Raw genomic sequence first — 26,138 nt, 5'->3', positions numbered from 1 at the left:
AAGACGTTGGATGAAGCATACAAAACAGCCGCGTGTGCAAAAAACAAATGCCATGCGTGAACTTGACACAAAAGGCGTGAGTTACACCGTTCAAACCTATGATGCACACAACGAAGATACCTCAACAGGTGTTGGCGTGCGTATTGCTCAATCATTAGGCAACGAAGTTGACGCGTCCTTTAAAACGTTGGTTACTACTCATGGCGGCTCTTCCTATGTTGTATGTTGTATTCCCGTCAATGCCGAGCTTGACCTTAAGAAGGCTGCAAAAGTTTCGCAAGAAAAATCTTTGTCAATGGTACATGTCAAAGATCTAGAAGCTCTTACAGGTTATATTCGCGGTGGATGTAGTCCTATTGGCATGAAAAAAGAATTCTACACTATTATTGATGAAACGGCATTGTTGTTTGATCTTATTACGATTTCTGGCGGCAAACGAGGTATTACGCTTAAACTTAATCCACGTGATTTACAAACGCATTTTCAGTTTCATTTTGAAGATATTTGCCACGATGCATTAAAATCATAAGCTACGGCAGATGCATTTTGATTATTCGTGCATATAGATCTCTACGTTTTGATACTGATGTTACAAGGTTTATATGTTTGAAAGGTTTATATGGAAACATACAAGCAGTCTTCCTCTGATGTAAGCTCCCAAAACCGAGAGCAGCAACTTGGGAAAAGCGCGGCGCTCATTAGCGTGCTCGTTATTATAAGCCGAATAACAGGTTTTATTAGAACGTGGGCTCAGGCATATGCACTTGGTGCTACCGTTATTGCTAGTTGCTATTCTGTTGCTAACAATTTACCCAATCAGCTCTATGAATTGGTAATTGGCGGAATGCTCGTAACTGCTTTTCTTCCCGTGTATTTAAGCGTTAAAAAGAAATCTGGAATACACCAGGCAAGTGAATACGCTTCTAATTTGACGTCTTTGGTTGTTATTCTTATGGCGGTCGTTACCGTCATTGGTTTTATTTTTGCAGGTCAGGTTGTTTATACTCAGTCATTTTCAGCACGAAGCGATTTTGACACGGCGTTGGCGGTGTATTTCTTTAAGTTCTTTGTTATAGAAGTATTACTTTATGCATTGAGCTCTATTTTTTCTGGTATTCTTAACGCCGAACGCGACTATTTTTGGAGTAGTGCGGCACCCATTTTTAATAACTTTGTAACCATTGCTTCGTTTTTAGCCTATGCATTTTTGGTAAATTCATATCCTGTAGCAGCGCTTATTATATTAGCCCTTGGTAATCCACTTGGTGTATTAATTCAAGTTGTGCTTCAAATTCCTTCTCTTATTAAGCAAGGTATTCGTTTGCGTTTTCACGTTGATCTTAAAGATCCCGCACTTAAAGATACGCTTTCCATAGGCATTCCGTCTTTGGTTGTTATGGCTGGATCATTTGTAACAGTATCCGTGCAAACAAGCTCAGCTCTTTCGGTGTGTGCCGAGGGTGCATCCATAGCATTTTATGCACGTCTTTGGTATACCTTGCCCTATGCAATTCTTGCAGTACCTATAACTACAGCTATGTTTACCGAGCTCTCATATGATATTGCAAAACATGATATGAAGTCATATTGCACAGGTATACAAACGGGTACGCAGAAAATCTTGTTTTTAATGATACCGTTTTCTCTGTTTCTTATTATGTATGCTTTACCTCTTATCCACCTTATGGCTGCAGGAAAGTTTAGTCCACAACAATTACAAGATACCGCTTTATATTTGGCTGGATTAGCGGTTAGTTTACCTGCGTACGGTGTGTGTATGTATTTGCAAAAAATTTGCTCATCTCTGCGCACCATGAAATATTATGCATTCTCTGTGCTTGTGGCATCGGTAATCCAAATTGCATTTTGTATATATCTCACGCCTCTTTTTGGTTTGTGCATGGTTGCTCTTTCAAGCTCTGTCATGTTTATAGTGGTAGACGTTCTTTCCTTTATAATGCTTTTTACAAAGCTACACCAGCTTTCATGTATTTCGCTGTTTGTATCTTGTTTACGTTCATTTTTCTGTGCGGTTGCAGGATGTTTGGTAGGTGGAATTATCTTTTGGCTTTCAGGCCATTCGGCTTTGTTATTTGATTCTCATGTACCTGTCAGTTTAGTTTATGTGTTGGGCTTATTGGTACTTTCGGGTGTACCTGCACTTATAACTACCTTTGGCTGTGCGTGGATATTTCATATGCCCGAGATAGATTTTATACGCTCATTGGTTCATAAAAAATAGCATAAAATTTTTAAGACAGCTCCACGCCTGTTTGCAAAACGGAAAACGAATTAAAAACTTCGGTCTTTTATATAAGGATTTTTTAGGCAAAAATTGCGAAATCGATTCTTAGTATAGCGTAATTTTTGGAATCTGTTGTTATAGATTTATTTACAGAAAAAAACATTCCGCTTATCGAACACATAATACCTTTTGCTGTGTAACCAGTACAATAAATTTTGTTACAAAAACAGTGTTTATACGCATGCTCGTTTTGAACAAGCTTGTACGTGTATAAAGGATAAGGATATAAACACATCAATCAACGATGTGTTCAACCAGGCGAAATGAGGGGTGTTTTATGGCTGAAAAGCACGTATACCGTTTTGGTAATGATGAAAACGGTAATAACGTTACCGAAGTTGCCGGTGCTTCCGTTGATGAAGCAAAATGGATAACCGGTGGTAAAGGTGCCAATCTTGCCGAGATGGCAAATATTGGTCTTCCTGTTCCTCCCGGTTTTTCTATTACCTGTCAAACATGTGTTGCGTATGCTACGCATAACAATACGTGGCCAGCAGGTGTTTTGGACGAGATTGATGTTGCTCGTAAAGATCTTGAACGTCGAATGGGTAAAAAACTCGGTGATCCTCAAGATCCACTGCTTGTCTCAGTACGTTCAGGTGCTCCTTTTTCGATGCCTGGTATGATGGATACTGTTTTAAACCTTGGTCTTAACGATGTTTCTGTTCAAGGTTTAATTAAACAAACCAATAATGAGCGTTTTGCATGGGATTCTTATCGTCGTTTTGTTCAGATGTTCTCAAACGTTGTTATGGGTATTGATGGTGACTTGTTTGAAGATGCTATCAATGAGAAAAAGGAAGAAAAAGGCGTTCGCTTAGATACCGAACTTAATGCAGAAGATCTTAAAGATCTTACGCAGACATTTAAGAAAATCTTTGCTAAAAACGTTGATTCTCAAGCTCACCCCGAGGTTGCTCCTGACGGTAAAGCTTCCTTCCCACAAGATCCATATCTTCAGCTTCGTCTTGCCGAACAAGCTGTATTTGGAAGCTGGATGAATGAGCGTGCATGCATTTATCGTAAGCAAAATAAGATTGATGATAATCTTGGTACTGCTGTTAACGTACAGGTTATGGTCTTTGGTAATAAAGGCGAAACATCTGCAACTGGTGTTGCTTTTACGCGTAATCCTGCCGATGGTACCAATGAGCGCTACGGTGACTTCCTTATTAATGCGCAAGGTGAAGACGTTGTTGCAGGTATTCGTAATACCGAGCCCATTGCCGATTTGGTAAAAGTTCCTGCACTTAAAGAAGCTGGTAAAGAGCTGTTCCATGTTTTTGAGATCTTGGAAGATCACTATGCCGACATGATGGATATCGAGTTTACCATTGAACAAGGTAAACTTTGGATGCTGCAAACTCGTGTTGGTAAACGTACTGCACTTTCCGCGCTTCGTGTTGCTATTCAAATGGTTGACGAAGGCCGTATTACTCGCGAGCAAGCAATTATGCGTGTTGCGCCCGAGCAACTTGACCAACTGCTTCACCCACAATTTGATCCAAAAGCAAAAGTTGACGTCATTGCTAAAGGTATGAATGCCTCACCTGGTGCTGCAGTAGGTGCTGTTGTATTCTCGTCTGACGCTGCAGTTCACTATCACAATATCGAGAAGCCTTGCATTCTTGTACGTTGGGAAACTACTCCAGATGACCTTCGTGGTATGGTTGCGGCAGAAGGTATTTTAACTTCTCATGGTGGAAAAACTTCGCATGCAGCTGTAATTGCACGTGGTATGGGTGCTCCTTGTGTCTGTGGTGCTGAAGCACTTCGTATTGATGCAAAAGCCAAACAAGTAGAAATTAGTGGTACTGGCGTGGTTCTTCATGAGGGCGATGTCATTTCCATTAACGGAACAACAGGCGACATTATTCTCGGAGAGGTTCCTCTAACTCGTCCTGAGCTTACAGGAGACCTTGAAACCATTCTTACATGGGCAGATGATGTCCGCCGTGATGCATCTCGTGGGCGCATCTTTGGTGTTCGTACCAATGCTGATAATCCAGCTGACGCACAGCTTTCTGTTGATTTTGGAGCCGATGGTATTGGTTTGGATCGTACTGAGCACATGTTCTTGGGCGAGCGTAAACAAATTATTCAGTCGTTTATTTTGGCTGAGTCCGATGGCGCAAAGCAACAAGCTTTAGGTCAGCTCCTTCGTGTTCAAACCGAGGACTTTGTTGGTATGTTTAAAGCTATGGACGGCAGAAATGTTATCGTTCGTTTGCTTGACCCACCTCTGCACGAGTTCTTGGATGATCCACGCGCAGTGGCTGTACAGCTTGCACATGCTGAAGCACGCGGTGAGCACGACACAACTCTTAAAGCTATGCGTGCACACCTTGCTCGTCTTGATTCGTTCCAAGAAGCTAACCCTATGCTGGGACTTCGCGGTTGCCGTTTGGGTATTGTGTATCCCGAGCTTAACGACATGCAAGTTCGTGCTATTGCAGGCGCTGCTGCACGTCTTAAAAAAGAAGGGTTTAATCCATGTCCTGAAATCATGGTTCCGCTTATTTCTACCGTTGAAGAGCTTAAGCTTGTACGCAGCCAAATTGAAGATGTTGTTGAAGCTGTTGCCGAGTCAGAAGGTGTTGAACTCCACATTCCTGTTGGATGCATGATTGAGCTTCCTCGTGCAGCCGTAACGGCAGATGAGATTGGTAAATATGCAGACTTCTTTAGCTTTGGTACCAATGACCTTACTCAAACGGTATTTGGTTTCTCGCGTGATGACGTTGAGTCTGCATTCATTCCTCAATATCTTAATAAAAAGATCTTGAAGAGTAACCCATTTGAAACGCTTGATTCAGGTGTTGCAAAATTGGTTGATGTAGCTGTTAAGGGTGGTCACCAAGCTAATCCAACTATCGTGTGTGGTGTATGTGGTGAGACCGGAGGAGATCCTCAATCTATCCAGATGTATTATGACCTTGGATTAGATTATGTATCCTGCTCGCCTTATCGTGTTCCTATTGCTCGTTTGGCAGGAGCGCAGGCTAAGATCAATTCTAATGGCGGACCTGCACAGGTTAAATAGTTGCTGTGTGTAATCACAGTTTGCGAGCCTCGTAAGAGATAACAGCTCTTTTGATTCTGTGCACGCGCGCCATAACCGCGTAAATTCGGTACAATCTTTGTATGAAGGTTGTACCGTTTTTCGTCTTGTGCACATGCGTCTCCTTGTGTTTTAAAGAAACAACCACGCAGCTAAACGTGTTTCATTGTGTTGTAATGTCTAAGGATGCACGCATTTTACGTGTGCATCCGTCGTAGTTACGCGCGGTTCCATGTGTATATTGCGAAGGATTTCATATATTTTTAGTTTTATCGTCTTTGAACCTAAATTGTGCGCTACTATTTAAATCTGTATGTATAGCTATGTGTCGTTCACATGTGTCGGCACCTCTAGAGAATGGATGTGTAATGGATTACATTCAAGCACTTGAGCGTCAGCAAATACGTGAAGATTTGCCACACGTAATTCCTGGCGACAATGTTAAAGTTCACTATCGTATTAAAGAGGGTGAACGTGAGCGTGAGCAGGTGTTTCAAGGCGACGTTATCCGTATGAGCGGTGCAGGCGCGCGTGAAACATTTACTGTTCGTAAAATGAGCTTTGGTGTAGGTGTTGAGCGTACGTTCCCGCTTCACTCACCTAAGATTGCAAAGCTTGAGGTTGTACGTCATGGTGACGTTAATCGTTCTAAGCTTTACTATCTACGTGATCGTGTTGGAAAAGCAGCACGCATTCGCGAGAAACGCTAAGCTAAGCCGCATGAAAAGTCACCTTCGGGTGGCTTTTTTGTTATCGCCTTTATTTTATATTGGTATAAGCGCGAAAATGTGTCTATCCCTTTATGTATCGCGTACCAGGTACCAGGTACGTCATGAAAGCTTATCATGGATAATGTAACATCTCACACACAAATTGAACAGGGTGTGAGTAAAACAAAGACACCCACATGTTCAGATATTATTACCGTTCTGCGCGTGACGCCTTTTGAGGAGCTCAATGCGGTAATTGAGCACTATGCACATGACGAGCGTAAGAGCGTACAAGCAGCAGTTACAAGAGCTGTCAAGCGTTATGAGTTAGAGCGCAAGGAGCGCGCTCGTGTTAATGACATGTATGTGCTTCAAGAGGAATTAGGTGGAGCGGGCACCATCATTGGTGTTGACGAAGTTGGACGTGGCCCTCTCGCTGGACCTTTGGCAGTAGCTGCGGTGATTCTTCCCCAAGAGCCTCACATTTGGGGTCTTAACGATTCAAAGAAACTAACCCCTTTAGAACGTGAGCGCCTAGATGCACAAATTCGTGCGCATGCCCGTGCGGTTGGAATTGCATTTACAAGTCCTGAGGATATTGACAGATTTGGTATTGTTTCTTGCCTACGCGAAACCATGAAGTGTGCTATTTTGCAAACTGGTCTTGAGCCAGATTGTGTGTTGATTGATGGCAATCCTATTCACGCACATCCCAAAGAGAAAACGCTGGTAAAAGGTGATAGCCGTATTGCTTCTATTGCTGCCGCATCAATAGTTGCCAAGGTTGCTCGTGATCGTCTTATGCAAGATTTGGATACGCGCTATCCTCAATATCATTTTGCTGAAAATAAAGGTTATGGTTCCAAAGCACATATTGATGCAATTAAGACCTATGGTTTAAGTCCTGTACATCGCACATCATTTTGTAAACATTTTACAGTTGCTTGATAATCTATGTAGTGCGGTTTTCATTTGGATACGACTATTTTTTCTAATTTATCTACAAATATTTTTTTGCAAGTTAGCGCCAAGTTTTGTGTATGTTTGTAGGTTCAAAATATCCTTTAGGCAAAGCTTCAGGAAAGAAGGCAGCATGAAGGAACATTTTGGATCAAGGATAGCTTCTGCGGATTCTATCGAGTCTTGTGGATCACATAAGCAAAAAGCTACAAAACGCGATAAGAGACAGACGAAAGAAAAAACCAACGATTCGGTAAAAACTCCGCGCAAGTCCGCAGTTAACACTTTAACTAGCAAGGAACTTGGCACGTTGGGTGAAAATCTTGCCTGTTGTTTTTTAGAACGGCAGGATTTTGAAATTTTGGATCGTAATTGGAAATGCCCAGATGGCGAAGTTGATATTATCGCCTCAAAGGGTGATGAGACTGTTTTTGTTGAAGTAAAAACACGCTTGCAGAACAAATCAGGGGAGCTTTTTCCCGAGATTGCTGTTGATAAACAAAAACAAGCGCGCTATATTGCCTTGGCTCGTAGTTATAACACTGCTTATCCTATGTGCGCAAACATACGTTTTGATGTTATTGCATTGGCAATTTTAGATGATTCGCATGCTCAGCTAAGACATATACAGTCTGCATTTGAATGGGACGGGCCTTATGAGTGAGGCTGTTACCATTCACACGGCTATGCTGCGAGGAATAGAAGCAATTCCAGTTAAAGTTGAAGTTTCTACTTCAAGTGGTATTCCTGGGATAACGCTTGTGGGAAATCCTGATATATCGGTTTTAGAATCTCGCTCGCGCGTGCGTTGTGCGCTTAAAAGCATAGGTGTTAATTTACCCAGAAAGCATATCACTATCAATCTTTCACCTGGTGAAATAAGGAAGACGGGAGCTGGATTTGATTTACCAATTGCGGTGGCACTGCTCTATCTAACGCACTCGATGCCTTTAGCCGATATTGAAAAGTGTTTATTTATAGGTGAGCTTGCCTTGGATGGAAGCGTGTGTCCTATACGAGGGTATATGGCATACTATAAATTAGCACGCGCTTTACATAAAATGGTGGTTTGTTCAGCTTTAAGCGTAAACGATATACATGCCAAGCATACGCTTTACTGTCAGCGTCTAAGCGAATTTATGAATGGTATTCCTTGGCTTATGCGAAAATGTAGCGATACAAGTGCGGTGGTTCTTAAAAAGCGCCAACGCCAATCTGTGCATACGTATGATTTTATAGACGTTATAGACCAAGAAGCTGCAAAACGTGCATGTGTGATAGCCGCAGCAGGCAATCATGGATTGCTGATGATAGGCCCTCCAGGTGCAGGTAAAACAATGCTTGCGCAACGTATCCCTTCGATTCTTCCACCTTTAAGTGTTGCACAGAAAGACGAAGCTTTGCTTATTCACTCGGTAGCCGGACTTCCTTTAGACTTGCTTTCTCAAGGAATTCCACCTTTTAGGGCTCCGCATCATTCTATATCAACTGCGGGACTTATAGGTGGAGGAAGACCGGTTTTACCAGGAGAAATATCACTTGCTCACACAGGTGTACTTTTTCTTGATGAATTACCAGAATTTGCCTCGAATGTGCTACAAACCTTACGCCAACCGTTTGAAGAGGGTGAAGTGCGTCTTATTCGCGCAGAAGGTGTGTATGTTTTTCCTGGTAAGTTTATGTTTATTGCTGCTGCAAATCCTTGCCCCTGCGGATATTTAGGTGATAGTGATCATGAATGCGTATGCACCGAGGCAAAAATTTTAAAGTATCAATCTAAGCTGAGTGGACCTTTAGTTGATCGTATCGATATGTGTATTGATATACAACGTCCCTCACCGCAAAAAATCCTTAATGGTGTACAGGGTCTTTCATCTGCCCAAATGCAAGCAATGGTAGAAAAAGCTCGTGCGTTTAGAGCTCAACGTGAAGAGAAACTAAAGAACGCTTTAGGTGGCGCATGTTCGCGGGCTTCGTCTGTTATGGATCAAAAATCGGGTGGAAACCAATTAAAAAATAAAGCTATTGCGTGTGAAGCTCTGTCGCCTGAAGCAAAATCTAAGCTTAACCAAATAGCGTTGAGAACAGGACTTGGGGGTAGGGGTTTGTCGCGCATTGTACATGTTGCTCGAACGATAGCAGACTTGGCAGAACATGAACGCGTTGAAGTTGAGGACATGCTGGAAGCTTGTATGCTTAGAAATAGAAAAGGGAGTTTATGAGAAGATGTGTGAACATAGACAATAACTTATCTGCCGTCATAGAGCCACAAGTAATGCAACAAGTGTGTATGTCCGAGCGCAACATGGCTTTATCTTGTACGCATGTGCAGAGTGCATATGCTGCACGTTGGGAGCTTACGGACGCAGATTCGTGCTATCCTTGCGCACTACACGACCTTGAACATCCTCCTCAGCGTTTGTATGGAATAGGTAATCCAGATGTCCTACAAAAACCGTGCATATCTATTATTGGCGCTCGTGATGCCACTCCTTATGGAAAATCTTTAGCTCAGCTTGCAGGACGTATTTCTGCGGAGTGCGGTTTAACAGTAGTTTCAGGTGGTGCGAAAGGCTGTGATTATGCTGCCTTGCGTGCTGCGCTTGATGCTCAAGGAAACATTTGTATTGTTTCGGGATGTGGAGCCGATAAAATATATCCATCATCGTCAATAGACATTTTTGAAGAAGCAAAAAGTGGTAGAGGTTGTGTTGTTGCGCTTGAAACATGGGGATCTTCGCCAAAGCGTTATGCGTTTCCAAAAAGAAATAAGATTATTGCTGCTTTATCGCGTGTGCTTATTATCTGTGAAGCAAATCATAAGTCGGGTACCATGAGCACTGCCGAAACCGCCGTTCAATTAAATCGTATGTTGTATGCTTGTCCAGGTTCAATTTTTTCTCCACTTTCAAATGGTACGAATGCTCTTATTGCTAACGGAGCAGCGATCATTACCTCAGAAAAAGATCTTGAGGAACGTATTAGTTTGGATTTCAATTCGCTACGCTTAACTTGTGAATCTCTCAAGCCGCATTTAGGTAAAATTATGTCTGCATTATTTGCAAATCCTATGCGTGCAGATGATTTAGCGCAGCAGCTCGACGAACAGATTATAACGATTCTTTCTACCTTGGGCGATTTTGAAGCACAGGGTTTAGTTAAACGCTTAATTGATGGACGGTTTTCTCCAACGTCTCAAGCGTATCTATACTATGGGAAAAAGAGCGAAGATAGCTTGTAGGTTCTCTACTTGAGAATAAATTACGCTAAACTTATATACATAAGGTAAGAGTTTATAAGTTCATTTTGAGAAAGGTACACATGGAACCGCGCGTAACTATCATAGGAGCAGGTCTAGCTGGTAGCGAATGTGCTTTGCAGCTTGCAGCTCGACACATCTATGTTGATCTCTATGATATGAAACCTTCAAAAATGAGCCCTGCTCACCATAGTCCTAACTTTGCAGAACTTGTCTGTTCTAACTCTTTAAAGAGTCTTAAATTAGAAAGCGCTGCAGGCTTATTAAAACACGAACTTTCAATGCTGGGTTCGTATCTGGTGAAGTTTGCTTTTCAAGCTCAAGTTCCAGCTGGTGGGGCACTGGCAGTTGATCGCGACGTTTTTTCGCGCTTGGTCACGTGCGCGCTTGAACAAAATCCCTTTATAACAATACATCATCAAGAAGTAGTTGACATTCCCCAAGGAAACGCAGTTATTGCTGCAGGTCCTCTTTGTTCAGACGGCCTTTTTAATCAGCTTATTTCTTATCTTGGTTCTTCATCATTATCGTTTTTTGATGCCGCTGCTCCTATTGTTGATGTTGAAAGTATAAATTTTAACCTTGTTTTTAAGCAATCACGGTATGCGCACAGTTGCGCTTGTGACACTCAATCAGCTGCACAAGGTGACTACCTTAACTGCCCGTTTACCAAGGATGCGTACCTTGCCTTTTATCATGAGCTTATCAATGCAAAGCGAGCTATTTCAAAAGATTTTGAGCAAAAAGACCTTTTTTCTGCATGTCAACCTGTTGAAGAAGTTGCAAGAACAGGAGTTGATTCCCTGCGTTTTGGAGCTTTAAAACCCGTTGGAATTTCGTATCCAAAAAACCATCCCCATTTGCACATTAATACTTCTGGCGCAGCATTTACAAGACCGTATGCCGTGTGCCAATTGCGAAGTGAAAACTCTCAAAGAACGGCTTATAATCTTGTGGGTTTCCAAACAAACTTGCTTTGGGGAGAACAAAAGCGCGTGTTTCGTATGATTCCAGGCCTTGAAGAAGCAGAATTTTTCCGTTATGGAGTTATGCACCGAAATTCTTTTGTCGATGCTCCAAAATGCCTGGATACCACATTTAAGATTCCGCATACCAAGATACGTCTTGCTGGGCAAATTACAGGAACAGAAGGATATACAGAGGCTATAGCATCGGGTTTGTTGGCTGCTCTTAATACCTATTGTGAGCTTATGGATCACCCTTCTATACAGCTACCTGTTACGGGTGCATTTGGCTCTCTTGTAGCTTATGCAACCAATCCTCAAACAAGCACCTATCAGCCTATGCATGTTAATTTTGGTCTTATGCCTGTGCTTGAGCATACCATTAAATCAAAAGCAGATAGATATAAAGCCTACGCACTTCGTGCAGAAACAGATCTTAGTGTCTACCTTCAAAATCATCCTGAGCTCCTTGTAGAAAGTGTTGTACAAGATGTCGCAACTTTAAACAATATATGTGGGTGAGTGTTGCATGGGTGATGCTATATCTTCTCAAACGAGTGAAAATGTAGAGATTAATTCTTCGCACGTTATAAACTCTTGTGATATAAGACCAGGTGATGATGCATATTCTGCGTATGTGCAGCAGCTTATGGAATCGTTTATTCAGCATCTTATGACCACTCAAAATTTATCGGAGAATACAACTCGCGCATATGAAACAGATCTTAAAGCGTATGTGCGTTGGCTTATAAAAAATTCCTATGATCTCTTAGATATTTCACATAAACAGCTACGGTCATATTTAGCACAATTATATGCAGCTCGCTACGCTTCGCGTACCATTAATAGACATTTATCTGCTATTCGAGCGTGGTATAAATGGCTTGTTCGTAAAGGACTCACCAAAAAAGATTCTGCGGCAGCACTGGCAAGTCCAAAGATTCCCAAAACACTTCCTCATGTTTTAAGTGAATCTTCTATTGAAAAGTTACTTGCCACATGCCAAGAAGATACGGTATGCGGTTTACGAGACCGCGCCCTCTTGGAGTTACTTTATGCAACAGGTTGTCGTATATCTGAAGCTGCTCATTTGTGCGTTTCTGATATATCGTTTGATTCAAAGCAGGTGAGGCTTTTTGGTAAAGGCTCAAAAGAGCGTATTGTGCCAATATATCCCGAATGTGCTCGTATTTTGCATATATATCTAACAAACGCGCGACCAGTTTTGTTATCAAAACAAAAAAATCAAGGGCAATCTCAAACTAATCAACACGTTTTTATTTCAACACGTGGTAAGGCTATGAGCGATCAAGCTCTAAGATACGTCTTTGAGCACTACATGCGCTTAAGTCATCTTCAAGTAATGGCAACTCCTCATACGATGCGTCATTCGTTTGCAACCGAGTTGTTGTCGCATGGTGCAGATTTACGCAGTGTGCAGGAGCTTTTAGGACATGCAAGCCTAGCAACTACACAGATATATACACATGTATCTGTTAATGCGTTAAAAGACGCAGCGCGGCGCGCAAATCCGCGCGCGTAATCTTTGATTGGTATACACGTGCTTGAAACGTATGCACCCCGCCTTGAACCGTGGACGCTCTTGGCGGTTATGCGCAACATATGGAGCTGAGTAGTGGCTAAAAATAAGTATAGAAAAAACGTGTGGAGCTTGGTATACTTTATTGTTGCTGTACAAGAGTGCAGTGTAAAAATACACACGTAAGCAGGACTTGTGTGCTCTGGTGCTTTAAATTCAGCCAAATTTAAAGTAGTGCTCAGGGATGATTGCTTACGGAGGAACAACCAATGGAGGTTTTATTATGGCTGTAAAGATTAATATTCGTACGCTTCTCGAAGCTGGTTGCCACTACGGACACCAAACCCGTCGCTGGAATCCAAAAATGAAGCCATACATCTTTGGCGAGCGTAATGGTATTTATATTCTTGATCTTAAACAAACTGTTGTAAATGCAGATAAAGCATATACTTTCCTTAAAAATTGCGCTTCAAAAAAAGGCCGTATTCTTTTTGTTGGCACCAAAAAGCAGGCTCAAGAGGCAGTTGCTGAACAGGCAAAACGTTGTGATATGCCCTACATCAATCAGCGTTGGTTAGGTGGTATGCTTACTAACTTTGTAACCATGCGTTCACGTATTGATCGTATGGAAGAGCTTGAAGCTATGGTAGAAGACGGTCGTATGGCTGCGCTTCCTAAAAAAGAGCAAGCCGTGTTGGGTAAAGAGCTCGAAAAGCTTCAGCGCAATCTTGGTGGTGTTCGTGATATGCATGCACTTCCTCAGGCGCTCTTTATTGTAGATTCAAAGCGTGAAGAAATTGCAATTCGTGAGGCAAATCGTCTTCACATTCCTGTTGTTGCATTGCTTGACACTAACTCTGATCCTGATGTAGTTGATTATGGTATTCCTGCTAATGATGATGCAATTCGTTCGGTAAATCTTATGTGCGAACTTGTTGCTGATGCTGTTCTTGCTGGTAAGGGTAAAGAACAAATTTCTGAGGAAGAAATGAAGCAGGGTAGTCAAGAAGAAAAGACACAAGAAGATTCTTCAGATAAAGAATCTGTTTCTGAGTAGTAGTATTGTAGACTCTAATCCTATAAAGGAGAAATCATGGCACAAATTAGCGCAGCATTGGTTAAACAACTCCGTGAAATGACCGACTCGCCTATGATGGAGTGTAAAAAAGCTTTAGTAGAAGCCGAGGGTGACATCGAAAAAGCCGTAGACGTACTTCGCAAGATGGGCGTTGCAAAGGCTGTTAAACGCGCTGGTCGTGATACGAATGAAGGTACCATTGCTGCTTATGTTTCTGAAGACGGTAAAACTGGTGCACTTTTGGAGCTTACCTGTGAAACAGACTTTGTAGGCACTAACCCTAAGTTTACTTCTTTTGCAAATAAACTGGCTCAATGTGTTGCACAGCATGATCCTAGTGACGTTGAAGCTCTTAAAGCATGTCCTTTGGATAATTCTACGGTTGCCGATGAATTAACCGAAATGATTCACGTTATTGGCGAGAACATGAAGGTTGCTCGTTTCCAGCGTGTTGTTGCTGAGGATGGTTGCTTGAGCAGCTACATCCATCTTGGTGGAAAGCTTGCAGATATTTGCCAATTTAGCTTTGACAAACCCGAAACTGCTGAAAGCGAAGAGTTCAAGACATTTGCTCACGATGTTGCTATGCAAGTAGCGGCATCGGCACCTGTGAGTGCACGTCGTGAAGATGTTCCAGCTGATGTTATTGCTCATGAGAAGAGCATTTACATGGCTCAAGCTGCGGCAAGTGGAAAACCTGAATTTATTCAGGAAAAAATGGCTGAAGGCAAACTTGAGAAATACTTTAAAGAAAGCGTTTTAAGCGAACAAGAATTCATTAAGGATTCAAGCGTAACGGTTATTGAACTTGCTAAAAAAGTAGGCAAGTCTGTTGGTGATGATTCTATCAAGATCGTTTCATTTGTTCGTTATGCTTTTGGTGAAGAATAAGTTCTCTCATCTTTTGTATACGTGATATTAACCCGATTTATCTTTGATAAGTCGGGTTTTTTCTTGCTCATTTCTTTGTAACTTCTTTGCTTTGCGTACATTCCCTACTGAGCAAGCGTGCTCTTCTGTTAAAATGAGAAAAACATGCATTACATGTGATGCACAGATATATGCGGCTTTTTTGCATATACGTTTATATGGAAAGGTTTACTATGTCGGCTTACAAATATAAGCGCGTTCTTCTTAAGCTCTCAGGTGAAGCCCTTATGGGTAATAAAGACTTTGGTATTGATCCTGTTGTTCCTCAGCATATAGCGCACGAGCTTAAGCCTGCCTATGATGCAGGGCTCGAAATTGCAGTTGTAGTTGGCGGAGGCAATATTTTTAGAGGTCTTTCTGGCGCAGCCGCAGGTATGGATCGTGCTCAAGGCGATAACATGGGTATGCTTGCAACTGTTATCAATGCGCTTGCGCTTCAGGATACCTTTGAGCATAACGATATGCAATGTCGCGTTATGAGCGCAATTGAAATGCATCAGGTTTCAGAAACTTATATTCGACGTCGCGCAATACGTCATTTGGAAAAAGGCCGTATCACCATTTTTGCAGCTGGTACGGGAAATCCTTACTTTACTACCGATACAGCAGCTGCTTTGCGCGCTTGCGAAATTGGCGCACAAGTTCTTATGAAGGCAACTAAAGTCGACGGTATTTACGATTGTGATCCCGTTAAGAATCCCAACGCAAAGAAATTCGACAAAATTACCTATATGGATGTCCTTAAAAAGGAATTGCAAGTTATGGATTCTACAGCAACTGCATTATGTAACGATAATCATATGCCTATTATGGTCTTCAATCTTGATGCAAAGGGTATTTTTGATCGTGCACTACAGGGCGAAAACGTTGGCACGGTTGTTTGTGAAGACACGTCTAAGTAGGTTTAGCACGCAGATATTATAGGAATTTTTTCGTGGTCGCATAGACAACAACATGAGGAGGATATATGAGCGCATATACCGATCAAGCACAAAAACACATGACTAAATGTATTGATGCACTTAAGAATAATTTTTCTAAGGTTCGTACCGGACGTGCAAATCCTCAAGTACTTGATGGTATTCGGGTAGATTACTATGGTCAGCCTACTCCAATTGTGCAACTTGCTGGCATTAAGGTTCCCGAGCCTTCAATGTTGGTTGTTGAGCCTTGGGATAAGTCTTCGCTTAAAGCTATTGAAAAAGCTATTGAATCTTCTGATTTAGGCATAACGCCTAGTAATGATGGAACTTCCATTCGTTTGCCGTTTCCTAAGCCAACAGAAGAGCGTCGCCGTGAGCTCGTAAAAGAATGTAAGCAATATGCAGAAGACGCAAAAGTTGCTGTTAGGAATGCTCGTCGCGATGCTAATAATAAAGCAGAACGTGACGAAGAGCTTAATGAAGACGATGTCAACCGCGAAAAAAAGGCTATCCAAAAGCTTACTGATGACTTTGTAGCAAAGATAGACGAAATGCTTAAAGCTAAATCACAAGAGGTCATGGAGATTTAGTTGTCTATTTCACAAGAGTTAGCATCATATTTTTCTTGTCCGCCAGACGATACGAGTTTATCTGATATTGCGTTGGATCGTTTGCCTTCGCACGTTTCCATTATTATGGACGGAAACGGTCGTTGGGCGCAGGCGCGTGGCTTGGATAGAGCTTTAGGCCACAAAGCTGGAGTTTCCTCGCTTAAAGAAATTGTAACTGCTTCGGTTCGTTTGGGAATTAAGGTGCTGAGCGTTTATGCGTTTTCTACCGAAAATTGGAAACGTCCCCAGCACGAAGTTACCCTGCTTATGCATTTATTTGCTACCACTTTGGTTAAGGAGTTACCTCTTTTTGCGCAAGAAAATGTTCGTTTGCGTTTCTTTGGCAATATTGACGCTCTTCCTGCAACTACGCGTAAGGTATTTAAACAAGGTCTCCAACAAACTCAGCATAATACGGGCATGGTATTTGCGTTGGCAGTAAATTATGGTGGACGTTACGATCTTGTGCAGGCAGCTCAAAGCATAGCTACCCAGGTACAAGATGGAAAATTTCAGCCGTCAGATATTGATGAAGAAGTGCTTTCGTCGTATCTTTATACCAGCGGCCTTCCTGATCCTGATTTGGTTATACGCACATCGGGTGAGATGCGTCTGTCAAACTATTTGTTGTATCAAATTGCATATTCTGAGCTTTATATAACCAAAACGTTATGGCCTGATTTTACTAAATGGGATTTCTTGCGAGCAATTAAATCATATCAAGAGCGAACGCGCCGATTTGGGGGTGTTCGTTCGTGAATAAATTGCACGTTTTTACTAAAAGAGGCTCTGCTCATAAATCAGAGCAAGAGATGCACTCGCGTCTTACATCTGGTCTTGGCTTAGAGCGTGGTATAAAGAAGCTCGAAGAAAGACGCAGCCAAAAAGAATCCGTTAGACAAAAAGGCGAGCTCAAAACGCAACGTGCTCGTGCATGGACCGAAAAGCTTTTACTTCGTGTATTTTCAGGTGTTTTATACTCGGTTGCTGTGGTGAGTTGTATTTATGCCGATCCTACGAGTACTGCATTTGCGATTGCAGCTATGGCCTGGCTTTGCTGCTCAGAATTTTTTCATATGATTAAGCTTGCGCACTATAATCCTTATGATTTTGTGGGATTATTTGTTGCGTTGCTTTTTCCAATATTAGCCCTTTTTAATTCGTATACGCTTCTTTTGGGTACGGCAATACTTTATGCGTTGGTATTAAGTGTGTTTTATATTGCGTCTCCGCATGTTACGATAGCTGATACCGCCCTGAGTTTTTTTGCTCCCATGTATACTTCACTGCTTTTTTCACATATCGTACTTTTAAGGTGTAGCCAGCCAAATTTTAATGCTGCTGTTTTAACCCTTGTAGTTATGTGTTCGGTTTGGGCAAATGATATTTCGGCGTATTTTGTAGGCTGTAATTTTGGTAAGCATCCACTTGCACCTACCATTTCTCCGCATAAAAGTATCGAAGGGTTTTATGGTGGTCTTGCTGCCTCTGTTGCGGTGTGGTTTGGTATTTATTATTTTAGACTTGTTCATATTTCACTTGGATATGCTCTTATCTGCGGTTTAGTTGTGGGTATTGTTTCTGTCATAGGCGATTTGTTTGAATCTCGTATTAAACGCTCGGTGCACCTTAAAGATTCTGGCACTATAATGCCTGGTCATGGTGGTTTGCTTGACCGCAGCGATTCCATGCTTTTTGGGTGCACCGCAGCATATTTTTTGCTTGTTTTAGGTGGTCTTATATGAGTTTATTTACTACAAATTCTTCTCAGCAGTTTGATTCATCTTCATCTGATGAATACGCTCATAAACGCTTGCGTGTGGCAATTTTAGGCTCATCGGGTTCAGTTGGCTCTCAAACGCTTGATGTATGTCTTCAACACCGCGACAAGATTGATGTCGTTGCGCTCTCTGTATATAATTCGTGCGACGCACTTGTTAAAGCGGCGCATACGTGTGGCGCTCAACACGTTGTCGTAGTTGATGAAACGCATAAGAATGATGCCGTTCTGGATGATCTTCCTGCCACGTGTTCGTGCGAATTTGGTTCTCAAGCGCTCCTTGATATTGTTCAAAGAGACGAAATCGACCTTGTTGTGTGTGCCATTGTTGGAGCTGCAGGCATGGAAGTGGGTTATCATGCCCTCAAATGCGGCAAGACACTTGCTTATGCTAATAAGGAATCGCTTGTTGTAGCTGGCGATCTCATTATGCCACTTGTTAAGCCTGGGAAGCTTATCCCAGTTGATTCTGAGCACAGCGCAATTTTTCAATGTCTTCAAGGTGAGTCTTTACGTGAGCTAAGCGATATCTGGCTTACCTGTTCAGGGGGACCGTTTTACGCTAAAACGCGTGCTGAGCTTGCCGGAGTTACTGCCGCCGATGCACTTCGTCATCCTACGTGGAAAATGGGTTCAAAAATTACGATTGACTCGGCAACACTTATGAATAAAGGCTTAGAAGTCTTGGAGGCAACGCGTCTGTTTGAGCTGCCAATTGATGACATTCATGTTGTCATCCACCGACAAAGCATGATTCATTCTATGGTTCAATTTAAGGATGGCACAACAAAGGCTCAGCTTGGACCTTCTGATATGCGTATTCCCATTCAATATGCACTCAGCTATCCTAATCGTTGGGATACGCCATCAACAAAGTTACCCGACTGGCGAACTATTTCTGACCTTAGTTTTGCAGCTCCTGACACCACAACGTTTGGTTGCCTAAAACTTGCTTTACAAGCAGGTAAAACGGGTGGAACCATGCCATGTATTATGAATGCTGCAAATGAGGTTGCTAATAAAGCATTTAGAGAAGGTCGCTGTTCATTTTTAGATATCGAACGTATTGTTACCCAAACGATGCAAACATGTGAGCCTGCACCCGTTGAATCGCTTGAACAACTTCGCGAAGTAGACACGCAGGCACGTATGTGCGCACAAACTTATCTATCTTAGTTTCGGAGAATGTATGTCGTTAGTCCTTCAAATTATACTGCCTATATTCTGGGGAGCTGTTGTCTTGTCGTTTCTTGTGGCTATTCACGAAGCGGGACATTTTATTGCTGCTCGCCTGTTTGGAATGCGCGTGACCGAATTTTTTATCGGCATGCCCTGTAAATATAGATGGTCCTATAAGCTCAAACGATGGGGAACCGAGATTGGCATTACTCCTTTGTTGCTTGGTGGATATACACGTATCTGCGGCATGGCGCATGTTGATGATGAACTGTTAGAGCAGTGTCTTATCTTTGTTTATACACAAGGACGCACAACAGCCGGCGCATGTGCCGAGGCACTTGGATGTAGTACTGCGTATGCGCATGAGCTTTTAGCCGTGTTGGCCGATTGGGCTTCAATACAAAAAGCGACGAGCGATTCTAGTTGTAGTGAACAAGACATTATATATACCACTGTTGCACGTGACGATCAGATGTTAACGCTTTTTGATACAGGACATCATTTTTTGCCCGAGAAGGTAAAACCAGCTGGTAGTGCTTATACGCTTTCTGATTCTCATCAATTTTTTCTAGACGAAAAAGCGCGTACGTATACGGGTAAAAGTTTTATCAAACGATTTGTAGCTCTTGCAGCAGGGCCATGTGTAAATATTGTATTTGCGTTTGTGGTTCTTGTTGCCACACTGAGCTTGGCAGGTGTGACTACTACGGTTGATTCCAATGTTTTAGGTAACGTTGAGGCAAATTCTCTTGCACAAAATGCTGGTTTATCTACTGGTGACAAAATTGTGGCGCTTGATGGTGAGCCCGTACACTCATGGACTGATATTGTTCGCGTTTTGTCGGATAAAATGAAAGACGGAGCTTCTTTTGAAATGAAATATGTGCACGATGGGCAACAGGTGCGCTCAACAGTTGATTTTTCTCATCTTGAGCCCCATGAGCTTTTTGGTATTCACGCTCAAACAAAAGTGGTGTATCCAAGCATTGGGCAATCTTTGCAGTTTGCTACTGCGTATACTGTTCAGGTTACGCAATTTGTGTGTAGACTGATTATGCCTCAATATGCACTACAAACGGTGCAACAAAGTTCAAGCGTGGTGGGGATCTCAACCATGGCTGCCCGCGCCGCAGAAGAAGGCGCGCAGCAGTTTTTCATGCTTGCTGCTATGATTTCGATGTCACTTGGCTGTATGAATCTTTTGCCCATACCGCCTTTAGATGGTGGTAAAGCGCTCTTTGAAATCATTGGCGTAGTTATTAGAAAGCCAGTACCGCTTAAAATTCAAACGTTTGTTACCTACATTGGAATTGCGCTCTTTTTGTTGCTTTTTGTTTTTGCGCTGCGAAATGATATAGCAGCTCTTATTCAGGGGTAATAAAACGATATGGCTTCTGTTTAAAACAATAAGTCATCTAAGAGGCGCGTGAGCTGCGTGCATTAAAAATTTGGTTACAACAGAAAGATAGTATAGTGAAAGCTCGTTCTAAAACACATCAGGTTTTTGTGGGAGATGTTGCAGTGGGTGGGGGAGCACCCGTATCTGTGCAGTCGATGTGCACAACTAAGACCTCAGATGCTGCTGCAACACTTGAACAAATTAACAAACTTATGAATGCTGGTTGCGAACTTATTCGTGTTGCAATTCCGCTTAAAAGTGATCTAGATGGCTTTGAAGAAATTTGTCACAAAAGTCCGCTTCCCGTTATTGCTGATATTCATTTTGATTATCGTTTAGCTATCGAGGCTGCCGAGCGTGGTGCTTCTGCGTTGCGTATCAATCCAGGAAATATTGGTTCCATGGAAAAAGTTGATAAGGTTATTGATGCTGCAAAGCAGGCTCATATTCCCATTCGTATTGGTGTTAATGCAGGCTCTTTGGATCGCAAATTTGACGCGCGCGATGATTTAACCCTTTCTCAAAAAATGATTGCCTCTGCTACAGGCTATGTTGAGCATTTTAGAGACCGTGGATTTAATGACATCGTTTTGTCAGCTAAAGCGCACTCTGTTCCCACTACGCTTGAAACCTATCGAAATTTATCGCAAGCCTTGCCAGACATACCTTTACATGTTGGTGTTACCGAAGCTGGAGGTCTAAGACAGGGTACCGTAAAAAATTGCGTAGGCGTAGGTATTCTTCTTGAACAAGGTATTGGCGATACAATTCGCCTTTCCTTAACTGCAGATCCTGTAGAGGAAGTATACGTGGCGTGGGATTTATTGTCCTCACTTGGCATGAGGCGACTAACTCCAGAAATGGTAAGTTGCCCTACGTGTGGGCGCTGTCAAGTCAATTTAATTGAAATGGCTAACGTTGTATCCGAACGACTTGCAAAATTAAAGGCTCCTATTTCGGTTGCAGTTATGGGATGTGCGGTTAACGGTCCTGGAGAAGCGCGTGATGCTGATATTGGTGTTGCCTGCGGAAAAGATAAAGGTGTGCTCTTTCAAAACGGCAAACCAATTCGAAGTGTGCCTGCGGAAAACATTGTTTCTGAGCTCTTTAAGGAGATCCAGGATCGTTATGGTTATGACGTGTCAAAAGATATCTGATTTACATGTAGGATTTAGAAAGAACCGTTAATTGATAATAAGCTTTCCGCATCGTAAGACAGGCAGAAAATCATTGTGTATTTTAGGAGCGCAATGGAAACATTAGTCTTCTTTTCATTCTCAATTTCTTTTCTTATTATGTCCATTCAGCTGTTTAGAAATAAGTGGTTAATGCTGATTTCAGGTTATAATACCATGCTTAAGGAAGAGAGAGATAAAATAGATGTAAGGCCATATGCTATTGCTGATGCAAAGACTATGGCAGCTACCAGTTTGCTTATGTGTGTGTACGGTCTCAATTCGTTAGACTTAACTATTTTGAGAGAGTATATTCTCGTCGCTTTTATTATCTCGTGGATATTATTTATTTGGTCACTTATAAGTATGTTTGCGTTGGTGTTTAAAAGTCAACAACCATAGTGATTTATTAATAATGCAAGACACTATCTAGGTAAGTTTTTAAGCAGGCGACTGTTTATAATTATATTCTCTTTTCAGGTTAGTTTATTTCTTAGGTATGGTATGTGGTTTAAGATCCTCGTGCTAACTCCTAAAGGAGATATTTTTGTAAGTTATGCACTCGTACACATTGTCACCATGCTCGTCCGTGCTTTTCTTTGTATAATTAAACACTGTTATATACCTGTAGCGAAAGGATTTATCTTGAAACGCTATGCAAGAATGTCAAAACTTTATGCACCAACTCTTAAGGAAGACCCAACTGACGCTGATATTGCCTCTCATAAATTACTTGTACGAGCAGGTATGATACGCAAAGCTGCTGCAGGTTTATATTCGTATTTGCCTTTGGCATGGCGCTCTATACAAAAAATTGAATCCATTATTCGCGAAGAGATGGAAGCTATCGACGCACAGGAAATGCTTGCTCCTATTTTAACTGATGCAGAGCTGTGGCATCAAAGTGGTCGCTGGGGTGCATACGGTCCAGAGCTTATGCGCCTGACCGATAGGCATGACCATGAGTATGCGCTTGGTCCTACTCATGAGGAAACGTTTACCGATCTTATTCGTAATGAGCTTAAAAGCTATAAGGATTTGCCTGTTACGCTTTATCATATTCAGGACAAATTTAGAGACGAGCGTCGTCCGCGTTTTGGTTTGATGCGAGGTCGCGAGTTTATCATGAAAGATGGCTATTCGTTCTGCGCCAATCAGGAATCTTTGCATGAATGTTATGAGCAAGAAAAAGAGGCCTATGCAACTATCGCTCGTCGTTGTGGTTTGCGTGCCGTGCCAGTGGTTGCTGATTCTGGTCAAATAGGTGGCGATACCTCTGTTGAGTTTATGGCTTTGGCAGATGCAGGAGAAGCCGAGCTCATCTATTGTGACGCGTGCGATTATGCCGCAGACACCGAAGCAGCAGTTGGGAAGATAGACGTCTTAGACGATACGGTTGCTGCGTGCGAAAAAATCAAAACGCCTGCATGTCAAACTATTGAAGATTTGGCACAATTTTTGCACGTTGATGTTCGTCTCACGCGTAAAGCTCTTGCACTTGTTGACGAAGCGGGCAACCCAGTTGTAGTTTTTGTTCCAGGCAATCGTAACCTTAACGAAGTAAAAGCAAGCCATCTTTTTGGTGATTATCACATGATGACTGATGAAGAGCTTATGCAGTTTGGGCTGCATAAAGGTTTCATTGGACCTGTTGGCTTGCCTCAAGGAATTCGTGTTGTGGCTGATTTGTCTTTGAAGGATCTCAATCAATGGATTTGTGGTGCTAACGAAGTAGATTATCACCTTCGTCATGCTTGTCTTGGAAAAGATTTTTCTATTAACGAGTGGCAAGACCTTATTGTTACCGAAGCTGGGGATAGCTGTCCTTGTTGTTCTGCTGCTCTTAAATCAGCGCGCGGCATCGAAATTTCTCAAGTCTTTCAACTTGGAACCAAATATTCAAAGGCTATGGGTGCAACCTTTATGGATGAAGACGGTACCGAAAAGCCTTTTATCATGGGTTGCTATGGTATTGGTGTTTCCAGAACACTTGCAGCGGTTGTGGAGCAGTCACACGATGAGCATGGTATTATTTGGCCTGTATCTGTTGCTCCTTATGAAGTAGCTGTTATTCCGCTAGATGTCCACGATGAAACGGTGTGGCCTGTGGCACAGCGTCTGGCTGAAGGTCTTATTAAAGCAGGTATTGAAGTTATCGTAGACGATAGAGGAGAGCGACCTGGTATCAAGTTTAATGATGCCGATCTTATGGGATTTCCGTATCAAATTGTTTGTGGTAAAAAGGCTCTTGCACATGCGTGTGTTGAGGTTAAAATCCGCGCTACGGGTGAGCGCACAGAAGTGCCTGTAGATGAGGTTGTGGACTATCTTGTGCATGAGATTGTACCTCAGCGTCAAGGATTGCAAGCATAGAGTACCTAACGGCTGTATAAGCGTTATTGGAGCGTTTAAGCGCGCTGTTAGCATTATCTCGCCTTGTTTAATAGCTTGTTTAACCCGTGTGAATTACGTAGAGTCGTAGCTATTTTTAATTTGATGCTTGCCAAAATGAGTTTTCTTGCGTATTCTACTAACGTACTTGCAATGATTTTGCTGCAGTATTTACGGGCCTATAGCGCAATCGGTTAGCGCAGAGGACTCATAATCCTTTGGTTGTAGGTTCAAGTCCTACTGGGCCCACCATTAGACTTATAACCCAACAGAGAGTCTGTTGGGTTTTTTCTTAGTACAACTTATGGTAAGTGCTTGGTTAGAGGCTTCTATAGGTTTTTAAGTGCGTTGCCTAGTCGATCATACGATCTGTTTGCGTGCCTCGTGCTCATGAAGAAATAGCATAATTTTTGAAGCATAAAAAATCTGTGTTGACGAAATTATATGTTTTGATATTATAAATAAGTCTTGAAGACCTTAATGGGGAATTAGCTCAGTTGGGAGAGCGCATGGCTGGCAGCCATGAGGTCACGGGTTCGAACCCCGTATTCTCCACCATTATTTTGGAATTTACAGCATACACTACCTAGTTCTAAAACAAATTTTTTGTATACCTAGTGAAGCGGTTCTATTTTGCATACATTTCGGTCAAAACCAAGTTTTTTCACGTATAATTTTACCGTTTGTCAAACATGTGGGACATATCGTTTCCCCTTAGGAAAGAAGGCGATTATTCGTGATTACACTACCTATGATAGGTGAGTTTTTAGGAACATTTATTATGATGCTTTTAGGAGAGGGCGTTATTTGTTCCGTTGAATTAAAGCAAACAAAATCATACGGCACTGGCTGGATGCAAACGGCTACTGGTTGGGCGATGGCAATTACGTTGGCAGTATACGTTGCGGGAATTTTTGGACCGGCACATTTGAATCCTGCAGTTAGTATTGCACTTGCATACGTAGGGGAGATTTCATGGGAGCAGGTTCCTCCTTTTATCCTTGCACAATTTTTGGGCGCTATGTGCGCCAACGTATGCGTTTGGCTTCATTTCTATCCTCACTGGAAGCAAACCACTAATCAAGATGCTATTCTTTCATGCTTTTGTACGGCGCCTGCTATTCGTCACACGCCTTCTAATTTATTTGGTGAGATATTATCTACTTCGGTGCTTATCATTGGTGTTTTGTGTCTTGGGCCTAATCGTCTTGAGCACGGACTTGGACCAATTGTCATAGGTATTCTTATTTTAGTTATTGGATTATGTCTGGGTTCTACAACAGGATATGCTATGAATCCTGCGCGCGATTTAGGACCTCGTATTATGCATTCGCTTTTGCCTATTGCCAATAAAGGTACATCACATTGGGAATATGCATGGATCCCTGTAGTTGGTCCACTTATGGGTGCAACGCTGGGTGCGTTTTTATATCACAGTCTTTTAATGTTGCTTTAATGTCGGTCTCATATTGATGAAAAGACTGTTCAAAGTTGCTCTCATGCCGAGATATTTGTACAAGTGTTTCATCTAATAGTGAGAACAAAATAATGGGTTTTGCTGGTATAAGCGAAACCCATTTTTCCTATATTTTTACGTAGTGACCCCTCTACATTATGTGACCGAAATGTGACAGGTGGTATTTTACTGTTATGCAAATAAGTATGTTTACCTGGGTAAAAAGGAAGAAAAAAGTGGTGGGCGATGCGGGATTTGAACCCACGACCCCTTCCGTGTGAAGGAAGTGCTCTACCCCTGAGCCAATCGCCCGCGTAGCTTTAACAATGGTAACAAATTGTGGTAAGCTTCGCAAAGAATAATAGAAATCTGTACTGTAAATTCATAGACCTATTCATCTAGGCTATAATAGAGAC

The 26,138-nt window shown here is 42.1% G+C and carries 22 protein-coding genes and 3 tRNA genes; 24 read left to right on the top strand and 1 reads right to left on the bottom strand.

Features of this window, described 5'->3' with window-relative positions; translation table 11 throughout:
* Nucleotides 1-10: 10 nt before the first annotated feature.
* The 24 genes from ybaK (at nucleotide 11) to AC1DBT_RS00375 (ending at nucleotide 25,722) form a co-directional block, all read left to right on the top strand.
* Nucleotides 11-529, top strand: coding sequence for a Cys-tRNA(Pro) deacylase (ybaK, locus tag AC1DBT_RS00490; RefSeq protein ID WP_276790270.1), 519 nt, complete (start codon nucleotides 11-13; stop codon nucleotides 527-529).
* Nucleotides 530-619: 90 nt separating this feature from the next.
* Nucleotides 620-2,242 carry a murein biosynthesis integral membrane protein MurJ gene (gene murJ, locus AC1DBT_RS00485; RefSeq protein WP_480018163.1) on the top strand — a complete coding sequence of 541 codons (1,623 nt, stop codon included), beginning with the start codon at nucleotides 620-622 and terminating at the stop codon, nucleotides 2,240-2,242.
* Nucleotides 2,243-2,582: 340 nt separating this feature from the next.
* Nucleotides 2,583-5,348 carry a pyruvate, phosphate dikinase gene (ppdK, locus tag AC1DBT_RS00480; RefSeq protein WP_480018162.1) on the top strand — a complete coding sequence of 922 codons (2,766 nt, stop codon included), beginning with the start codon at nucleotides 2,583-2,585 and terminating at the stop codon, nucleotides 5,346-5,348.
* 386 nt (nucleotides 5,349-5,734) lie between these two features.
* The gene (rplS, locus tag AC1DBT_RS00475) at nucleotides 5,735-6,076 is read left to right on the top strand and encodes a 50S ribosomal protein L19 (RefSeq protein WP_006302946.1); all 342 of its coding nucleotides are present in this window, start codon (nucleotides 5,735-5,737) and stop codon (nucleotides 6,074-6,076) included.
* A gap of 135 nt (nucleotides 6,077-6,211) precedes the next feature.
* Nucleotides 6,212-7,024, top strand: coding sequence for a ribonuclease HII (locus AC1DBT_RS00470; protein WP_480018161.1), 813 nt, complete (start codon nucleotides 6,212-6,214; stop codon nucleotides 7,022-7,024).
* Between the two features lie 145 nt (nucleotides 7,025-7,169).
* A complete protein-coding gene (locus AC1DBT_RS00465; protein ID WP_480018160.1) occupies nucleotides 7,170-7,700 on the top strand; it encodes a YraN family protein in 531 nt (176 codons plus the stop codon).
* Complete coding sequence (locus tag AC1DBT_RS00460; RefSeq protein ID WP_480018159.1) at nucleotides 7,693-9,258, top strand: YifB family Mg chelatase-like AAA ATPase; 1,566 nt, start codon at nucleotides 7,693-7,695, stop codon at nucleotides 9,256-9,258. Before AC1DBT_RS00465 ends, AC1DBT_RS00460 begins: the two co-directional genes overlap by 8 nt.
* A complete protein-coding gene (locus AC1DBT_RS00455; protein ID WP_480018158.1) occupies nucleotides 9,255-10,277 on the top strand; it encodes a DNA-processing protein DprA in 1,023 nt (340 codons plus the stop codon). The genes AC1DBT_RS00460 and AC1DBT_RS00455 overlap by 4 nt, the downstream gene beginning before the upstream one ends.
* 80 nt (nucleotides 10,278-10,357) lie before the next feature.
* On the top strand, nucleotides 10,358-11,782 hold the full coding sequence (trmFO, locus tag AC1DBT_RS00450) for a methylenetetrahydrofolate--tRNA-(uracil(54)-C(5))-methyltransferase (FADH(2)-oxidizing) TrmFO (protein WP_480018157.1): 1,425 nt from the start codon (nucleotides 10,358-10,360) through the stop codon (nucleotides 11,780-11,782).
* A 7-nt stretch (nucleotides 11,783-11,789) separates the two neighbouring features.
* Nucleotides 11,790-12,803: a tyrosine recombinase gene (locus AC1DBT_RS00445; protein ID WP_480018156.1), complete on the top strand. Its 1,014-nt coding sequence runs from the start codon at nucleotides 11,790-11,792 to the stop codon at nucleotides 12,801-12,803.
* 280 nt (nucleotides 12,804-13,083) lie between these two features.
* On the top strand, nucleotides 13,084-13,857 hold the full coding sequence (rpsB, locus tag AC1DBT_RS00440; RefSeq protein ID WP_416432074.1) for a 30S ribosomal protein S2: 774 nt from the start codon (nucleotides 13,084-13,086) through the stop codon (nucleotides 13,855-13,857).
* A gap of 36 nt (nucleotides 13,858-13,893) precedes the next feature.
* Nucleotides 13,894-14,769 (top strand): translation elongation factor Ts, encoded by an 876-nt coding sequence (gene tsf / locus AC1DBT_RS00435; RefSeq protein WP_061102513.1) that lies wholly within the window; start codon nucleotides 13,894-13,896, stop codon nucleotides 14,767-14,769.
* 212 nt (nucleotides 14,770-14,981) lie between these two features.
* Nucleotides 14,982-15,710: a UMP kinase gene (pyrH, locus tag AC1DBT_RS00430; protein ID WP_061102512.1), complete on the top strand. Its 729-nt coding sequence runs from the start codon at nucleotides 14,982-14,984 to the stop codon at nucleotides 15,708-15,710.
* Between the two features lie 65 nt (nucleotides 15,711-15,775).
* Nucleotides 15,776-16,321, top strand: coding sequence for a ribosome recycling factor (gene frr, locus AC1DBT_RS00425; protein WP_480018155.1), 546 nt, complete (start codon nucleotides 15,776-15,778; stop codon nucleotides 16,319-16,321).
* On the top strand, nucleotides 16,322-17,101 hold the full coding sequence (locus AC1DBT_RS00420; protein WP_480018154.1) for an isoprenyl transferase: 780 nt from the start codon (nucleotides 16,322-16,324) through the stop codon (nucleotides 17,099-17,101).
* Nucleotides 17,098-18,087: a phosphatidate cytidylyltransferase gene (locus tag AC1DBT_RS00415; RefSeq protein ID WP_480018153.1), complete on the top strand. Its 990-nt coding sequence runs from the start codon at nucleotides 17,098-17,100 to the stop codon at nucleotides 18,085-18,087. Before AC1DBT_RS00420 ends, AC1DBT_RS00415 begins: the two co-directional genes overlap by 4 nt.
* The gene (gene dxr / locus AC1DBT_RS00410; RefSeq protein WP_480018152.1) at nucleotides 18,084-19,298 is read left to right on the top strand and encodes a 1-deoxy-D-xylulose-5-phosphate reductoisomerase; all 1,215 of its coding nucleotides are present in this window, start codon (nucleotides 18,084-18,086) and stop codon (nucleotides 19,296-19,298) included. Before AC1DBT_RS00415 ends, dxr begins: the two co-directional genes overlap by 4 nt.
* Nucleotides 19,299-19,311: 13 nt before the next feature.
* Entirely contained in the window at nucleotides 19,312-20,679 is a 1,368-nt protein-coding gene (locus AC1DBT_RS00405; protein ID WP_480018151.1) for a M50 family metallopeptidase, read from the top strand.
* Nucleotides 20,680-20,774: 95 nt separating this feature from the next.
* A complete protein-coding gene (gene ispG / locus AC1DBT_RS00400; protein WP_311444334.1) occupies nucleotides 20,775-21,857 on the top strand; it encodes a flavodoxin-dependent (E)-4-hydroxy-3-methylbut-2-enyl-diphosphate synthase in 1,083 nt (360 codons plus the stop codon).
* A 93-nt stretch (nucleotides 21,858-21,950) separates the two neighbouring features.
* Entirely contained in the window at nucleotides 21,951-22,277 is a 327-nt protein-coding gene (locus AC1DBT_RS00395) for a DUF3784 domain-containing protein (RefSeq protein WP_311444335.1), read from the top strand.
* 243 nt (nucleotides 22,278-22,520) lie between these two features.
* Nucleotides 22,521-24,248 (top strand): proline--tRNA ligase, encoded by a 1,728-nt coding sequence (locus AC1DBT_RS00390; RefSeq protein ID WP_480018150.1) that lies wholly within the window; start codon nucleotides 22,521-22,523, stop codon nucleotides 24,246-24,248.
* A gap of 193 nt (nucleotides 24,249-24,441) precedes the next feature.
* Nucleotides 24,442-24,518 (top strand) — tRNA-Ile (locus AC1DBT_RS00385).
* Nucleotides 24,519-24,748: 230 nt separating this feature from the next.
* Nucleotides 24,749-24,824, top strand: a tRNA-Ala gene (locus AC1DBT_RS00380).
* Nucleotides 24,825-25,002: 178 nt separating this feature from the next.
* On the top strand, nucleotides 25,003-25,722 hold the full coding sequence (locus AC1DBT_RS00375; protein WP_276799195.1) for an MIP/aquaporin family protein: 720 nt from the start codon (nucleotides 25,003-25,005) through the stop codon (nucleotides 25,720-25,722).
* Nucleotides 25,723-25,959: 237 nt separating this feature from the next.
* Here the strand turns inward: AC1DBT_RS00375 and AC1DBT_RS00370 are convergent.
* Nucleotides 25,960-26,034, bottom strand: a tRNA-Val gene (locus tag AC1DBT_RS00370).
* Between the last annotated feature and the right edge of the window lie 104 nt (nucleotides 26,035-26,138).

The sequence above is a fragment of the Fannyhessea sp. C0108B2 genome, from assembly GCF_056583915.1.
This window is presented reverse-complemented; position numbering and strand designations above follow the sequence as displayed.

Excerpts from the sequence above, each read along its gene's own strand:
- rplS (WP_006302946.1), top strand. The coding sequence starts at position 5,735 with ATGGATTACATTCAAGCACTTGAGCGTCAGCAAATACGTGAAGATTTG.
- dxr (WP_480018152.1), top strand. The coding sequence starts at position 18,084 with ATGAGTTTATTTACTACAAATTCTTCTCAGCAGTTTGATTCATCTTCA.
- AC1DBT_RS00445 (WP_480018156.1), top strand. The coding sequence starts at position 11,790 with ATGGGTGATGCTATATCTTCTCAAACGAGTGAAAATGTAGAGATTAAT.
- rpsB (WP_416432074.1), top strand. The coding sequence starts at position 13,084 with ATGGCTGTAAAGATTAATATTCGTACGCTTCTCGAAGCTGGTTGCCAC.
- pyrH (WP_061102512.1), top strand. The coding sequence starts at position 14,982 with ATGTCGGCTTACAAATATAAGCGCGTTCTTCTTAAGCTCTCAGGTGAA.
- AC1DBT_RS00465 (WP_480018160.1), top strand. The coding sequence starts at position 7,170 with ATGAAGGAACATTTTGGATCAAGGATAGCTTCTGCGGATTCTATCGAG.
- frr (WP_480018155.1), top strand. The coding sequence starts at position 15,776 with ATGAGCGCATATACCGATCAAGCACAAAAACACATGACTAAATGTATT.
- murJ (WP_480018163.1), top strand. The coding sequence starts at position 620 with ATGGAAACATACAAGCAGTCTTCCTCTGATGTAAGCTCCCAAAACCGA.
- tsf (WP_061102513.1), top strand. The coding sequence starts at position 13,894 with ATGGCACAAATTAGCGCAGCATTGGTTAAACAACTCCGTGAAATGACC.
- trmFO (WP_480018157.1), top strand. The coding sequence starts at position 10,358 with ATGGAACCGCGCGTAACTATCATAGGAGCAGGTCTAGCTGGTAGCGAA.
- ppdK (WP_480018162.1), top strand. The coding sequence starts at position 2,583 with ATGGCTGAAAAGCACGTATACCGTTTTGGTAATGATGAAAACGGTAAT.
- ybaK (WP_276790270.1), top strand. The coding sequence starts at position 11 with ATGAAGCATACAAAACAGCCGCGTGTGCAAAAAACAAATGCCATGCGT.
- AC1DBT_RS00395 (WP_311444335.1), top strand. The coding sequence starts at position 21,951 with ATGGAAACATTAGTCTTCTTTTCATTCTCAATTTCTTTTCTTATTATG.
- AC1DBT_RS00405 (WP_480018151.1), top strand. The coding sequence starts at position 19,312 with ATGTCGTTAGTCCTTCAAATTATACTGCCTATATTCTGGGGAGCTGTT.
- AC1DBT_RS00455 (WP_480018158.1), top strand. The coding sequence starts at position 9,255 with ATGAGAAGATGTGTGAACATAGACAATAACTTATCTGCCGTCATAGAG.
- AC1DBT_RS00460 (WP_480018159.1), top strand. The coding sequence starts at position 7,693 with ATGAGTGAGGCTGTTACCATTCACACGGCTATGCTGCGAGGAATAGAA.
- AC1DBT_RS00470 (WP_480018161.1), top strand. The coding sequence starts at position 6,212 with ATGGATAATGTAACATCTCACACACAAATTGAACAGGGTGTGAGTAAA.